The organism is Agriterribacter sp. (assembly GCF_035497235.1).
Lineage (GTDB): Bacteria > Bacteroidota > Bacteroidia > Chitinophagales > Chitinophagaceae > Agriterribacter.
Genome location: NZ_DATJEB010000051.1, coordinates 140,116 through 153,350 on the forward strand (window position 1 = coordinate 140,116; position 13,235 = coordinate 153,350).

A 13,235-nucleotide genomic window follows, 5' to 3' on the forward strand; every position below is an offset into this window, starting at 1 on the left:
AAAAGCTGTAATATGGCAAGTATTAACCTTATTGAATCCTTTCAGGATTTTAAAGACGCGGAGAATATAGACCGGCCCACATTAATGAAGGTGCTGGAAGATGTATTTAAAACCTTACTCCGTAAAAAATATGGTTCTGATGAAAACTTTGACGTCATTGTGAACACGGAAAAGGGAGACCTTGAAATTATTCATCGCCGCACAATTGTAGAGGACGGGCAGGTGGAAAACCCTGTAGCCGAAGTGGCATACAGCGATGCTGTTAAAATTGAACCGGATTATGAAGTAGGCGAGGAATTATTCCAGGAAGTAGATATCCTTGATTTTGGCCGCAGGGCTATCCTGGCTGCCAAGCAAACCCTGGCCAGCCGGATCAGCGATCTGAAGAAAAACAGCCTGGTTAAAAAATATGCCGACCGTGTGGGAGAAATTATTAGTGCTGAAGTATACCAGGTATGGAAAAAAGAAGTATTATTATTAGATGAAGACGGTAATGAGCTGATTATACCTAAATCGGAACAAATACCTTCAGATTACTTTAAGAAAGGGGAGAATATAAAAGCGGTGGTGAAAAAGGTGGAATTGAAAAACAATTCGCCTGTTATTATTTTATCCCGTACACATCCTTCTTTCCTGGCAAAATTGCTCGAAATTGAGGTTCCGGAAATTTTTGACGGACTGATTGTGATACGTAAAATAGTACGCGAGCCCGGCGAAAGGGCAAAAGTGGCAGTAGAATCTTATGATGACCGTATTGACCCTGTAGGTGCTTGCGTAGGAATGAAGGGAAGCCGCATTCACGGTATTGTTCGGGAGTTGAAAAATGAAAATATTGATGTAATTAACTGGACTAATAATACCCAACTGCTCATTCAGCGTGCATTAACGCCCGCCAAAGTGAGTTTTATGGAAATAGATGCGGAGAAGAAGCACGCAAATGTATATCTTAAGCCAGACCAGGTATCGCTGGCAATTGGCAGAAGAGGTGTAAATATTAAATTAGCCTGTGAGCTGGCAGGGTATGAAATTGATGTATTTCGCGATGATGAGAACGAAACAGAAGAATTTGATATTGATTTAGAAGAATTTGCAGATGAAATTGATACATGGGTAATTGATGAGCTGAAACGTATCGGATGCGATACAGCCCGTAGCGTATTGGATTTAACAACAGAAGAGCTGGAAAGAAGGACCGATCTTGAAAAAGAGACCATTGAAACCTTAAGGAAAGTGCTGGAAGAAGAATTTCAAAAAGGGTAAAGACCCTTGCAGGGGCGCCCATTTATAAGAACAGATAAAATAAACAAATCCCGTACATTCTGATCAGAGATACGGGACCAAAAAGTATGGCTGAAATAAAATTACCACGCTTATTAGCAGCGGCCAAGGAATTTAATATAGGGCAGGAAACGCTCATTGATTTCCTGACAGGGAAAGGTTTTGCCAAAGATGAACTGAAACCTACCAGCAAGCTAACGGAGGATATGTATTTTTCACTCCAGCAGGAGTTTTCATCTGACAAGGCTGCCAAAGCTAAAAGCGACCAGATAGAGATACCCAAAGGCAATGCTATAGAGGGTAGAAAAAAGAAGGATGAGGAAGAAATTTTATTCAGGAAAGAGGGAAAGAAGAAGCCGGCCGAAAAAGAAGTGCCGGTTACAGCAGAAATACCTGCCGCCCCCGTTCCCGAGCCGGAAGCAGCGCCCGTTCAGCCGCCGGTTCCAGAAATAATACCTTCACAACCCGAGATAACCAAGATAGAAGCGCCGGAAATAGAAGGTCCGAAAATATTAGATAAAATTGATCTGAGTACCATAGATTCTTCTACGCGGCCGAAGAAATCTGTTAAGAAAAAAGTAACGGAAGCAGTACCGGAAGAAAAGCCCGAGGCTGCCAAAGAGGAAACGCCTGTAGTGGAAGAGGTTGTGCCAGAGGTGGTTGCTTCTGCAGAACCCAAAATTGCCGCTCCCGAAGTGAGCCCGGCAGATGAAGCAAAAGAAGAAGAAAGCCCGGTGATAGAAAACATCCGCGCCGAAAAATTAGAGGGACCCAGGATCGTAGGCAGAATTACACTGCCTGTTAATACGGAGTCGCGGCCGGCTTCCAAACCACAGGAGGAAAAAAGAAAGCGTAAACGCATTCCTATAGAAAAAAGAGACCAGGCAAAACCCCGCCAGGATGGCGATCAAAACCGGCCCCAGCAAAGAAGGGAAGGTACCCGGCCGCCTATACAAAAACAGGGCGACAGAAAAGATAACAAGCCACAGGCGCAGGGCGGCGCAACCGGCGGCGGACGGTTTGGTCATGGCAGGCCCGGAGACAAGCGCAGGGATAGCAGGGAAGTAAAGGAAATTGACGCTAAAGAAATACAGGATAAGATACGGGAAACCCAGGCTAAGCTGGCCGGGTCTTCAAGGGGAGGAAAAAGCACCAAATCAAAAATGAGGAGGGCCAGGCGCGAAGAGGCTGAGCACCTTGCGGGTGAGGCGCAGGACGACAATAAACTGCAGGTAACTGAATTTGTAACGGTAAGTGAGCTTGCTAACCTTATGGACGTGAGCTTTGCCGAAGTAATAGGCAAGTGTATGGGGTTGGGTATAATGGTATCCATCAACCAGCGCCTTGATGCGGAAGTAATTGAGCTGGTAGCCGGTGAGTTTGGATTTGAAGTGGAATTTATTGGAATAGATGATGTGGATGAAGATGAAAATGAAGAAATAGAAGAACAGCCGGAAAATCTGCAGCCGCGGGCCCCGGTTATAACCATAATGGGTCACGTAGATCATGGTAAAACATCATTGCTGGATTATATACGCAGCGCGAAAGTAGTTGCCGGAGAAGCGGGAGGTATTACCCAGCATATGGGCGCCTACCAGGTAACCATAGCTTCCGGAAAGAAGCTTACCTTTTTGGATACGCCGGGTCACGAAGCATTTACGGCCATGCGTGCACGCGGAGCCAAAGCAGCCGATGTTGCCATTATTGTAATTGCAGCCGATGATGCGGTGATGCCTCAAACGCGTGAAGCCATCAGCCATGCCCAGGCAGCGGGGCTACCCATGATTTTTGCTATTAATAAAATAGATAAAGAAGGTGCTACACCCGAAAAAATAAAAGAGCAGTTATCGGCAATGAATATCCTGGTAGAGGATTGGGGCGGAAAGTACCAGAGCCAGGAAATATCTGCCAAAACAGGGCTTAATGTGGATGTTTTACTTGAAAAAATTCTGCTGGAAGCGGAATTGCTCGATCTTAAAGCCAATCCGCAGCGCGAGGCCACAGGAACGATCATTGAAGCTTCGCTGGATAAAGGCCGCGGGTTTGTAGCTACCATGCTGGTGCAGAGCGGCACCCTCCACCAGGGCGATATTATAGTGAGCGGACAGTTTTATGGACGCATAAAGGCCATGTTTAATGAACGTAACCAGCGCCTTGAAGAAGCCGGACCCTCAAGCCCCGTGCAAATATTAGGACTGAACGGCGCTCCGCAGGCCGGTGAAAAATTTAAGGTATACCCGGACGAAAGTGAGGCCAAGAATACCGCCACCCGCCGGGCGCAAATACTCAGGGAACAGGGCATACGCGCCAAAAAACATATTACCCTCGATGAGATTGGCAGGCGTTTGGCCCTGGGCAACTTTAAGGAACTTAACCTTATTATTAAAGGGGATGTGGATGGTTCGGTAGAAGCGTTGAGCGATTCATTGCAGAAATTATCTACCGAAGAAATTGCGGTGTCTGTAGTACATAAAGCGGTAGGTGCCATCACCGAAAGCGATGTGCTGTTAGCCGCCGCGTCAGACGCTATTATTGTAGGATTTAATGTGCGTCCTTCCATACAGGCTGCCAGGCTGGCTGAGAAAGAAGGCGTTGAGATCAAGGCGTATTCTATTATTTACAACGCTATTGAAGAGTTGAAGAGTGCAATGGAAGGCATGATGGAACCTACTATTACGGAAAAAATAATAGCGAATGTTGAGATCCGGGAAGTATATAAATTCGATAAAGCAACTGTTGCCGGCTGCCAGGTATTAGATGGTAAAATAAGCCGTAACTCTAAAGTAAGGCTGATCCGCGATGGAATTGTTATATATCCTACCGGTGAAGGACAAAGCGCGGAACTGGGATCGCTGAAGCGTTACAAAGATGATGTGAAAGATGTATCGAGTGGCATGGAATGCGGGCTTACCCTCAAAAATTATAACGATCTGAAAGCAGGCGATGTAGTGGAAGCGTTTGAAATTGAAGAAGTAAAAAGGAGCTTGTAAACCTTTGTTAAATAAGCGGGGCGTATAGCGCTTGCAGTGAAATGCCTTTTATTTTTGAATGGCTCTGAATGGTTAATTATGAAACAATTTCTATTTTTTATTGGCTTTTTTGCAATGGGTCATTTAGCTATGGCACAGGACGGGCAGCCAAAAAAAGTGCTGGCAGATAAAATCGTTGCTGTAATTGGTGATAAAATTGTGCTCAAATCGGATATTACCAATACCATTGAAGACGAGAAAAGACAAGGCCATGAACTGCCGCCCGATGCGGGTTGTGTGCTGTTGCAGCAAATGATGGTAAGAAAAGCCCTGATGCTGCAGGCTCAGAAAGACTCCCTGCCGGTAAGTGATGACGAAATTGAAGGGGAACTGGACCAGCGTATCAGGTATTATATCAGCGCGTATGGCGGTAAAGAAGCGTTGGAGCAAATTGCGGGAAAAAGCATTTACCAGATTAAAGAAGACAACCGCATTGCTATTAAGGAGCAGAAGCTGTCTGAAGCCATGCAAAGGTCTATTATTGAAAATGTAAGAATTACACCTACTGAAGTAAAAGATTACTTTGAAAAGATACCTAAAGACAGCCTGCGGTTTTATGAAATAGAATTGGAAATAAAGCAGGTAGTAGCTTATGCTAAGGCAAGCCGTGAGCTTGAAAAATATGCGCAGGATGAACTGGCGGAATATAAACGGCAGATTGAAAGCGGAACCACTTCTTTTGACCGGGTAGCCAAAATGTATAGCGATGATCCGGGTACTAAGGAAGCAGGCGGCCGTTTTGAATTTAACAGGAACGATAAAAGTGTAGACGGCACTTTCTCTTCAACTGCTTTTGCCTTAAAAGAAGGCCAGATATCACGGGTAGTGAAATCAAAATTCGGCTATCATATTATACAATTGGTAAGCAGAACCGGCGATGATGTGGTAGTGCGCCATATCCTCAAAATACCACAGATCACCGATACCGAAGTAAATGAAGCCATTGCAAAATTAGATACCATAAGAGCGAAGCTGGTAGCCAACACCCTGTCGTTTGGTGAAGCGGTAGATAAATACAGCGAAGACGAGAACAGCAAATTTACTGCCGGATCCATCACCAATCCCCAGGGCTCCCCTTATCTTACCATCCAGGATTTAGACAAAAGTCTTTTGCCGGCGTATGATCAATTAAAGGTGGGGGAATACTCCAAACCCGTTCCTTTCACTGATGAAAGAGGCAGAAAGGGCGCCCGTATCATTTATATCCAAAGCAAAACCGAACCGCACCGCGAAAATCTGAAAGACGATTATAATAAGATTGCCCAGCGGGTAATGGAAGAAAAAAAGGGTGAAATACTGAATCGCTGGTTTAAAACCAAAATGCCTACTTACTATATTTCTGTAGATGAAGAGTTTCGCCAATGCGGGGAAGTGAGCAAATGGCTTTCGCTCACCACAGCGCAAACCACTGCTAAGTAAGCAGCGATGCGTTTATAAGGCCGGTTTCGTAAGCGGTTGTATCACAGGCTGCATATTTTTCTTTTATCTCAAGCAATACATGCTCCACTTCCTGTTGTGTTTTTACGGTTACTAATGGCATACGAAAATCCCTGATATGCGGCAATCCTTTCAGGTAATTGGCGTAATGCCTTCTCATTTCCAGTATACCCAAAACGGGTCCTTTCCATTCTACCGATTTGCGAAGATGGGTGCGGCATACGGCTATCCGCTCTTCAATAGACGGTGGCGCCAATAAGGAGCCGGTTGCTATGTAATGTTTTATTTCCCTGAATATCCAGGGATACCCAATAGCAGCGCGGCCTATCATAATGCCGTCTACCCCGTATCTGCTTTTATATTCCACGGCCTTAGGAGGGCTGTCAATATCGCCATTACCAAATATGGGAATACGTATGCGGGAATTATTTTTTACAGCGGCAATCAGGCGCCAGTCCGCCTCGCCTTTATACAGTTGTGCCCTGGTGCGCCCGTGAATAGTAAGCGCCTGCACACCCACATCCTGCAGTCGTTCCGCTACTTCTTCAATGTTTTTAGAATCATCATCCCAGCCCAGGCGGGTTTTAACGGTTACCGGTAATGCTGTGGACCGTACCACGGCTTCGGTTAGCCGCACCATTAAGTTAACATCTTTCAATACCGCTGCCCCGGCGCCTTTGCAAACTACTTTCTTTACGGGGCATCCAAAATTAATATCTACGAGGTCGGGTTGCACAGCATCAATTATTTTAGCGCTTAGCGACAAAGCTTCTTCATCGCCCCCAAACATCTGGATACCAAATGGCCGCTCAAATTCAGAGAAGTCTAATTTTTGTTTACTTTTAATAGCATCCCGGATCAATCCTTCGCTACTGATAAATTCACTGTACATGAGGTCGGCGCCGTTTTGCTTGCATACATAACGGAACGGAGGGTCGCTCACATCTTCCATAGGAGCAAGAAGGAGTGGGAAATCAGGGAGCTGTATAGAACCAATTTTTACCGGCATTGCATGAACTGTCTTATCTTGCGTTTGTGGAATGAACCCGGCGTATGCTGATAACACCCTGCAGCGTGCAATGAATTGATATTCAATGTATGCAGTCCTGGTTTCCTCCCAATGCAAGCAGCAAATGTACACACTAATTATAAAATAATGTACGACGCACATTCGAAAGGGATTTCTTACACTAATGCATTTCTGATTCTGATTGGATTGTGGATAGTAGGTTTTATCGCCGGCGGAGTGCTGAGTATTCCCGTATGGATAATGATGACGGGCAAAGGAGTAATGACTATGCCCGCTGAATTGCTAAAGCCCGAAAATGTAAATGCCGTTCGGGTTATACAAGTGGTATCTACATGCGTAACCTTTTTTTTACCTGCCTGGTTTACCGCCCTCATTATTAACCGCCGCCCGGCTAAATTATTAGGATTTGCCATGCCATTTAATTACCGGCAACTGCTTTTGGCGCTGGGTATTATGTTTGGCGCGGCCATTACGGCTGCCAGCCTTGCAACGCTTAATGAAATGATTCCCATTCCAAAAAACGCTGCAGATTATTTTAAAAAATTAGAAGACAATTATAGTGCCCAGGTAGAAGTGATCACTAATATCAGAACATTTGGCGATTATGCCATTTCCATTATTATGATCGCTTTATTACCGGCTTTGTTTGAAGAAACTTTTTTTCGCGGAGGGATGCAAAACCTGCTTACCCGCTTTTCCCATAAACCATGGATGGCTATACTGATTACCAGTCTTATATTTAGTGCTATCCATCTTTCCTACTATGGCTTCCTGGCCAGGGTATGCCTGGGTGTGGTATTAGGACTCATCTATTACTATTCCCGCAGTCTTTGGCTGAGTATAGCAGCGCATTTTTTTAACAATGCCATTGCTGTTACCCAAATGTATGTATTAATTAAACAGGGCAAACCGGTAAAGGAAGCGATGAATGAGGCCTATCCCGCGTGGTGGGGAATTATAGGTGCTATCGTGTTGTATGCATTATTTATGCTGTTTAAAAAGCGTTCAGCGCAGGCCGTTAAAAAGTATACAACGCCGGAAGACAGGGCTTTAGAAGAAAAATGGATTGCTTAATAAATTTGAAAATGTGGGGAATGTGGAAATGGAATAGCATTAAAGGATAGTAAGATGGAAGAAAAATAAGTAATAAGGCTAACTGCAAGCTATAAACTATGAACTTTTCTTTTAGATATTCGGTTTCATATTTTATTTCCCTTTCGGTTGTATACATTCTCAATACTGCAGGTTAACTTTCAGGTTTAAACTACCAACAATGGCAATGAACTGGCAGGTATTCAAAACCAGGGCGCTTACCGCATTGGTATTTGTGGCGGTAATGCTGGGCGGACTGCTTTGGAATGAATGGAGCTTCTTTCTTTTATTTTCGGTTATACATTGGGGTTGCTGGCTGGAGTACCAGCGATTGGTTAAGCGTATTGATCCGTCTTACACGCAAATATCTTCTTTTCATGCGTACGGGGTAATGTTAGCCGGGTGGTCGCTGATGCTATATTGCGCAGGCGATAGTTACCGCGTTGGAAACATTACGCTGCATGCTATAGGTTTAGTGGCAGGATTGATTTTTGCTTTTGCTCTCCCGCTTGTTGAAATCCTTTTTTCGAAGCATTCCGGTCTTAAACATATCGGTTATTCCACAATGGGGCTATTGTATATTTCCTTAAGCTGGTCGCTGATGATCAGCATACGATCTATGGAGGGAATGTGGGTGGTGGGAAATGGAGGGCATTTTGAATTGGGCTGGATTTTACCGCTTATTATTATTATCTCCATCTGGATCAATGATACCATGGCGTATATCACAGGCTCGTTTATAGGAAGAACGCCATTTTCAAAAATATCACCCAAAAAAACAATAGAAGGCACTATTGGCGGCGCCGTTTTATGCGTTGCGGCAATGGGTACGCTGGCCTATTATATGCAATTGCCGGTTATGCAGGTGTGTATTATAGCGGCCATAGCCGCTGTTGCCGGTACGGCAGGCGATTTGCTGGAAAGTAAGCTCAAGCGTATGGCCAATGTAAAAGACAGCGGGCATATTATGCCCGGGCATGGCGGTTTTTTAGACAGGTTCGATTCCCTGCTGATAGCTACACCTGTAGTATGGTTGTATGTAATGGCTGCTATGAAATGAATAGCTGTAAAATTTTGACGCTCTTTCGTCATTGCCTACTTTTGCAGGTCAACCTGTATACATGACAGTACATAAAGAAGGATATCAAACTATTGCGCTTTGCGGATTATTTTTTGTGATCCTTAATCTTGTACTGTTTTATTTTTTGCCTTATAGTGTAAGCTGGCTGGCCTGGATTATTTTTATACTCTCTTTTTTATTTTTCCTTTTTATCATTTCTTTTTTCCGGGTACCTAAGCGTGTACTTACCATGGACGATGCTAAAATTGTTGCACCGGCCGATGGTAAAGTAGTAGTAATAGAAGAAATCGTGGATGAAGAATATTTTAAGGATAAACGACTGCAAATTTCTATTTTTATGAGTCCCGCCAATGTACACCAGAACCTCAACCCGGTGAAGGGTGAAGTGGTGTACAGCCAATACCATAAGGGTAAATACCTGGTGGCCTGGGATCCTAAATCATCTACGCATAATGAAAGACATTCCGTTGTAATACAAAATAGTAATGCACCCGTACTGGTTAAACAAATTGCCGGCGCGGTGGCCCGCCGTATTGTAAACTACCTTAAACCCGGGCAAAAAGTGCAGCAGGGCGCTGAAATGGGATTTATTAAATTCGGTAGTCGCGTGGATGTGCTTTTGCCACCGGGAACAAAAATTCATGTGCAGTTAAACCAGGTGGTAAAAGGCGGTATAACAGTGCTGGCGAGCTGGGAAGAGTGAATGTGGTAATTTGAAAATATGAGAATGTGAGAATGTGGAAATCTGCAAAATGTATGAGATTTGCAGGGCGGGGGAAATCTTATACATTGATGTGGAAACCTGACAGGCTGGTGTGGGGAAAAGATAGGGGACCCGGTACGCAAAGAAGGAGCATCAGACCGTATGATAATATAGGAATCACATTACATTACGCCTAAAAGATATTTTCAAGCTCTTTTAATGAATAAACGGTGTAGGTTGGTTGTAAGGGCGGCGTAATATGCTTATGGTTGACATACACCTGGTCAATACCCGCATTTTTTGCGCCTACTATATCCGCTTCAATATCATCGCCAAGCATAATACTTTCTTTTTGCGCGGCACCTGTTTTGCGCAGGGCATACTCAAAAATTTGTTTATGCGGTTTCAGGCTGTTGCTTCCCTCAGAGGTAATTACCTCCTCAAAAAAGCCGGTAAGCCCGGAGTGCCTCAGCTTGCTGTGCTGTACGGTTTCAAAGCCATTTGTTATAAGATGTAACGCATAATCTTTACCGCGCAGGTATTCCAGTATCTCTATAGCATGGGGAAATAATAAAGTACGTGCAGGCAGCTTGTCTAAAAAAAAGGCATCCATACTTCGCGCCAGCTTTTCATTGCCTATTTTAAAATCCAGCAGGGTATTCCACATGCGTTTCCAGCGCAGGTCATCCCTTTTAATAAAGCCTTTGCGGTAACGCTCCCATAACCTGGTGTTATGATACATATATCTTTCATAAAAGGCGTCAAAATTATCCACGCCATGTGCGGTAAGGTTCAATGTAACATGAAGTTCCTGCAGCGTTTGTTTTGCGTTCAATTCAAAATCCCATAGGGTATGGTCCAGGTCAAAAAAAAGGTGCTTGTACATCATGATAAAAACAAAGCTGCAAAAGTACGGTGTTTGGCAGAAGTATGTAGATTTGATGCTTACCGGGCGCATTACCCGGCTCATCAAATTTGTAAACGCAACGGTATTGCATCATAATAAAATGATTTATGAATATTATTATCACCGGCGCTTCTAAGGGATTGGGAAAAGCGATTGCCGAACTGTTTGCCGCCAATGGGTATAACCTGTATCTCTGTTCCCGCAATGAAGTGGGTTTGTATAAAGCAATGGAAGAACTTACTACCCGTTTCCCGGAGGTTAGCATTAAAGCAAAACCATTTGATTTAAGCCGTAAGGAGCAGGTAAAGGGTTTTGGCAACTGGCTTCTGGGATTGCAGGTATCTATTGACATCCTGGTAAATAATGCCGGCTCTTTTGAACCCGGAAGCGTATATAATGAGCCGGAAGGCACAATGGAAAACATGATGGCTGTTAATTTTTTTAGCGCCTACCATCTCACCCGCACGCTGATTCCTGAAATGATGGCACGGCAAAGCGGCCATATTTTTAATATGTGTTCCATCGCGTCATTCCAGGCGTATAAAAATGGCGGTGCTTACAGCATCAGCAAATTCGCTTTAGCGGGCTTTTCAAAAAACCTGCGGGAAGAAATGAAACCCCATGGTATTAAAGTTACCGCAGTATATCCGGGTGCGGCTTATACCGATTCGTGGGCAGACAGCGGCATTGATCCCAAACGTATAATGGCGGCGGATGATGTTGCCAAAATGATTTACGCGGCAGCACAGCTTTCGCCACAGGCCTGCGTGGAAGACATTGTATTGCGGCCACAGTTGGGAGATTTGTGAGGGGAATGAGGCGTGGTCAGTGGTGAGAAGTCAGTGGTGAGACGTTGCACATTGCATTTCTATTGTGTGCCTATGTGTTGAATTATTAAAATTGAAAAGAACGGTTTTCTTTTGCAGATATATACATCGCCAAAATAATTTCCACTGCTTTTCGGGCTTCTTTTCCTTCAATCTCAAAAGGTTCGCCGGTTTCAACAGCTAATATAAACGCCGCAATATTCTTTGCATGCAATTCAAACGGAATAGCCGAAGGATTGGAAGCGCCTCCGCCGCTACCCGTTGTTGTGGCGTATTGCCTACGAATTTGGGCATCTTCCGCCACTTCGTCTGCAAATTGCCACATCTTAACGCTGTTATCTTCTAATATAACGGTTCCCTTCGTTCCTGTTATGCTTATATAACGGAGTTGTCCGGGGAAAGAAGCAGTAGAACCATAAACAGAACCCAGCGCCTTATTTTTGAACCGCAGGATGGCGGTTGCGGTATCTTCCGCTTCAATTTGGTGTGCAAGCGTTGCGGTGTAGGCATGTAGCGAGTCAATTGGACCCACAAGATATTGCAGCAGGTCTACCATGTGAATCGCCTGGTTCATCATGGCGCCCCCGCCATCTAATGCCAGTGTGCCGCGCCATTTATGCGCATAATACGCATCACTCCTCCACCAGGGCACATGTATTGAAGCAAATGTAATGGTGCCAAACCGCTCTTTTTCAATAGCGTCTTTCAGTAAATGAACCGTATCGGTAAAGCGGTAATTAAAAAATCCTCCCAGCCGGGTTCCGGCCTTTGCGTGTGCTGCAATCATCGTATCAATCCGTTCCGGCGAAATGTCAAGTGGCTTTTCGCATAGCACATGTTTGCCCTGCAGGGCGGCTTCCACAGCAGGCTCCATATGCAAGCCGCTGGGCGTGGCTATGGTAACAATGTCTATTTCCGGGCTGCGCAGCATTGCCTGGTAGTTAGGAAACTCCCGGCAGTTGTATTGTTTGGCCAGGGTGCCGGCCCTGCCCGACCCTGCACCGCAAATGCCTGTTAAGCGGGCATTGCTAATGTGCTGAATAGATCTGGCGTGAAAATCGGCTACCATACCGGCTCCTATAATGCCTATATTCCAGGTTCTCATTATTAAAAGAAAAATTTCTTTTGCGGCTGCCTCAAAAGGGCGGTATGGAAGATATGCCACTAAGACTCAAAGACATAAAGTTCTGATCTTGAGGTTTTATTTTCTTCGCGCCTTAGCAACTTTGTGGCAAAATATTACTTTTTAGACAGCCCTATCTCTTATTACAAAATCGGTAATAACAATTGTTTTAAAAGATTTCTTAAAGCGCCACAGTGCTTTTCAAAGTTAGGATGAGCATTAATTATCTTTTTCCTTATAAGCGGCATAGCTGCTTTTGGCAAATACCCCGGGGGCCGCATGGCTGCCTTCTGGAAAATCGAGGTTTACATAATTAATATTAGGGAGCATGGTAAGGTTAAGCACAACTCCGGCAATATATTCTGTTGCACCAAAAGATCCAATATCGTTGGCAAACGTAAAGGAACGGTCTATATGGGCGTATACCGTATCTCCCGAAAGTTTTACAAATTCCAGGTCAACGGAAGGATAAATAGCGTTAATGCCGTTAATGATACTTTGCGGATCGGTAATGGCAACCGTATCTTTATACACCCTGGTCTTTTCTTTTTGTTCAATATTCACCGTCCAGAAAAGTACTGTATCCGGTTGTTCCATAATGGTTTCAGGCTCAAACAGGTCCGTGGAGTCGGTAGTAAGATGGGCAGGTTTATCCGGTCCGGAGCAGGAAATGAAGCCAACAAGCACAAAAGGCAGCAGCTTATATAATAATTTACAATTCATAGTTC

General features: G+C 44.5%; 12 protein-coding genes. 8 read left to right on the top strand and 4 right to left on the bottom strand.

Annotation, left to right across the window (positions count from 1 at the left end):
• The first annotated feature begins 12 nt into the window (after positions 1–12).
• From nusA to VL121_RS17870, 3 genes are all read left to right on the top strand, one after another.
• Positions 13–1,260 carry a transcription termination factor NusA gene (nusA, locus tag VL121_RS17860; protein WP_325407894.1) on the top strand — a complete coding sequence of 416 codons (1,248 nt, stop codon included), beginning with the start codon at positions 13–15 and terminating at the stop codon, positions 1,258–1,260.
• A gap of 86 nt (positions 1,261–1,346) precedes the next feature.
• Complete coding sequence (gene infB / locus VL121_RS17865) at positions 1,347–4,268, top strand: translation initiation factor IF-2 (RefSeq protein ID WP_325407896.1); 2,922 nt, start codon at positions 1,347–1,349, stop codon at positions 4,266–4,268.
• 78 nt (positions 4,269–4,346) lie between these two features.
• On the top strand, positions 4,347–5,726 hold the full coding sequence (locus tag VL121_RS17870; RefSeq protein WP_325407898.1) for a peptidylprolyl isomerase: 1,380 nt from the start codon (positions 4,347–4,349) through the stop codon (positions 5,724–5,726).
• On the opposite strand, the gene dusB is transcribed toward VL121_RS17870, so the two are convergent.
• Positions 5,719–6,753 (bottom strand): tRNA dihydrouridine synthase DusB, encoded by a 1,035-nt coding sequence (gene dusB / locus VL121_RS17875; RefSeq protein ID WP_325407900.1) that lies wholly within the window; start codon positions 6,751–6,753, stop codon positions 5,719–5,721. The two genes, VL121_RS17870 and dusB, sit on opposite strands and share 8 nt — an antisense overlap.
• A 147-nt stretch (positions 6,754–6,900) precedes the next feature.
• Between dusB and VL121_RS17880 the strand changes: the two genes are divergently transcribed.
• The 3 genes from VL121_RS17880 to VL121_RS17890 all read left to right on the top strand — a co-directional run bounded on the left by VL121_RS17880 (position 6,901) and on the right by VL121_RS17890 (position 9,650).
• On the top strand, positions 6,901–7,848 hold the full coding sequence (locus VL121_RS17880; RefSeq protein ID WP_325407902.1) for a CPBP family intramembrane glutamic endopeptidase: 948 nt from the start codon (positions 6,901–6,903) through the stop codon (positions 7,846–7,848).
• A gap of 199 nt (positions 7,849–8,047) precedes the next feature.
• A complete protein-coding gene (locus VL121_RS17885) occupies positions 8,048–8,926 on the top strand; it encodes a phosphatidate cytidylyltransferase (protein WP_325407904.1) in 879 nt (292 codons plus the stop codon).
• Positions 8,927–8,987: 61 nt separating this feature from the next.
• Positions 8,988–9,650: a phosphatidylserine decarboxylase family protein gene (locus VL121_RS17890; RefSeq protein WP_325407906.1), complete on the top strand. Its 663-nt coding sequence runs from the start codon at positions 8,988–8,990 to the stop codon at positions 9,648–9,650.
• 193 nt (positions 9,651–9,843) lie between these two features.
• Here VL121_RS17890 and VL121_RS17895 read toward each other — a convergent pair whose 3' ends face one another.
• Positions 9,844–10,539, bottom strand: a complete 696-nt coding sequence (locus VL121_RS17895) for a YjjG family noncanonical pyrimidine nucleotidase (protein WP_325407908.1) — start codon at positions 10,537–10,539, stop codon at positions 9,844–9,846.
• Here VL121_RS17895 and VL121_RS17900 point away from each other — a divergent pair.
• The gene (locus VL121_RS17900) at positions 10,538–10,693 is read left to right on the top strand and encodes a hypothetical protein (protein WP_325407910.1); all 156 of its coding nucleotides are present in this window, start codon (positions 10,538–10,540) and stop codon (positions 10,691–10,693) included. The two genes, VL121_RS17895 and VL121_RS17900, sit on opposite strands and share 2 nt — an antisense overlap.
• Positions 10,665–11,366 (top strand): SDR family NAD(P)-dependent oxidoreductase, encoded by a 702-nt coding sequence (locus VL121_RS17905; protein WP_325407912.1) that lies wholly within the window; start codon positions 10,665–10,667, stop codon positions 11,364–11,366. Before VL121_RS17900 ends, VL121_RS17905 begins: the two co-directional genes overlap by 29 nt.
• A gap of 85 nt (positions 11,367–11,451) precedes the next feature.
• Here the strand turns inward: VL121_RS17905 and VL121_RS17910 are convergent, their stop codons facing one another.
• Both VL121_RS17910 and VL121_RS17915 read right to left on the bottom strand, forming a co-directional pair.
• Entirely contained in the window at positions 11,452–12,489 is a 1,038-nt protein-coding gene (locus VL121_RS17910; protein ID WP_325407914.1) for a Gfo/Idh/MocA family protein, read from the bottom strand.
• A 237-nt stretch (positions 12,490–12,726) separates the two neighbouring features.
• The gene (locus tag VL121_RS17915) at positions 12,727–13,230 is read right to left on the bottom strand and encodes a hypothetical protein (protein ID WP_325407916.1); all 504 of its coding nucleotides are present in this window, start codon (positions 13,228–13,230) and stop codon (positions 12,727–12,729) included.
• Between the last annotated feature and the right edge of the window lie 5 nt (positions 13,231–13,235).

Bases quoted from the DNA above. Each gene is read 5' to 3' on its own strand.
- VL121_RS17895 (WP_325407908.1), bottom strand. From the start codon at position 10,539: ATGATGTACAAGCACCTTTTTTTTGACCTGGACCATACCCTATGGGAT.
- VL121_RS17900 (WP_325407910.1), top strand. From the start codon at position 10,538: ATGATAAAAACAAAGCTGCAAAAGTACGGTGTTTGGCAGAAGTATGTA.
- VL121_RS17870 (WP_325407898.1), top strand. From the start codon at position 4,347: ATGAAACAATTTCTATTTTTTATTGGCTTTTTTGCAATGGGTCATTTA.
- infB (WP_325407896.1), top strand. From the start codon at position 1,347: ATGGCTGAAATAAAATTACCACGCTTATTAGCAGCGGCCAAGGAATTT.
- VL121_RS17905 (WP_325407912.1), top strand. From the start codon at position 10,665: ATGAATATTATTATCACCGGCGCTTCTAAGGGATTGGGAAAAGCGATT.
- dusB (WP_325407900.1), bottom strand. From the start codon at position 6,753: ATGCCGGTAAAAATTGGTTCTATACAGCTCCCTGATTTCCCACTCCTT.
- VL121_RS17885 (WP_325407904.1), top strand. From the start codon at position 8,048: ATGGCAATGAACTGGCAGGTATTCAAAACCAGGGCGCTTACCGCATTG.
- VL121_RS17910 (WP_325407914.1), bottom strand. From the start codon at position 12,489: ATGAGAACCTGGAATATAGGCATTATAGGAGCCGGTATGGTAGCCGAT.
- VL121_RS17880 (WP_325407902.1), top strand. From the start codon at position 6,901: ATGTACGACGCACATTCGAAAGGGATTTCTTACACTAATGCATTTCTG.
- nusA (WP_325407894.1), top strand. From the start codon at position 13: ATGGCAAGTATTAACCTTATTGAATCCTTTCAGGATTTTAAAGACGCG.
- VL121_RS17915 (WP_325407916.1), bottom strand. From the start codon at position 13,230: ATGAATTGTAAATTATTATATAAGCTGCTGCCTTTTGTGCTTGTTGGC.
- VL121_RS17890 (WP_325407906.1), top strand. From the start codon at position 8,988: ATGACAGTACATAAAGAAGGATATCAAACTATTGCGCTTTGCGGATTA.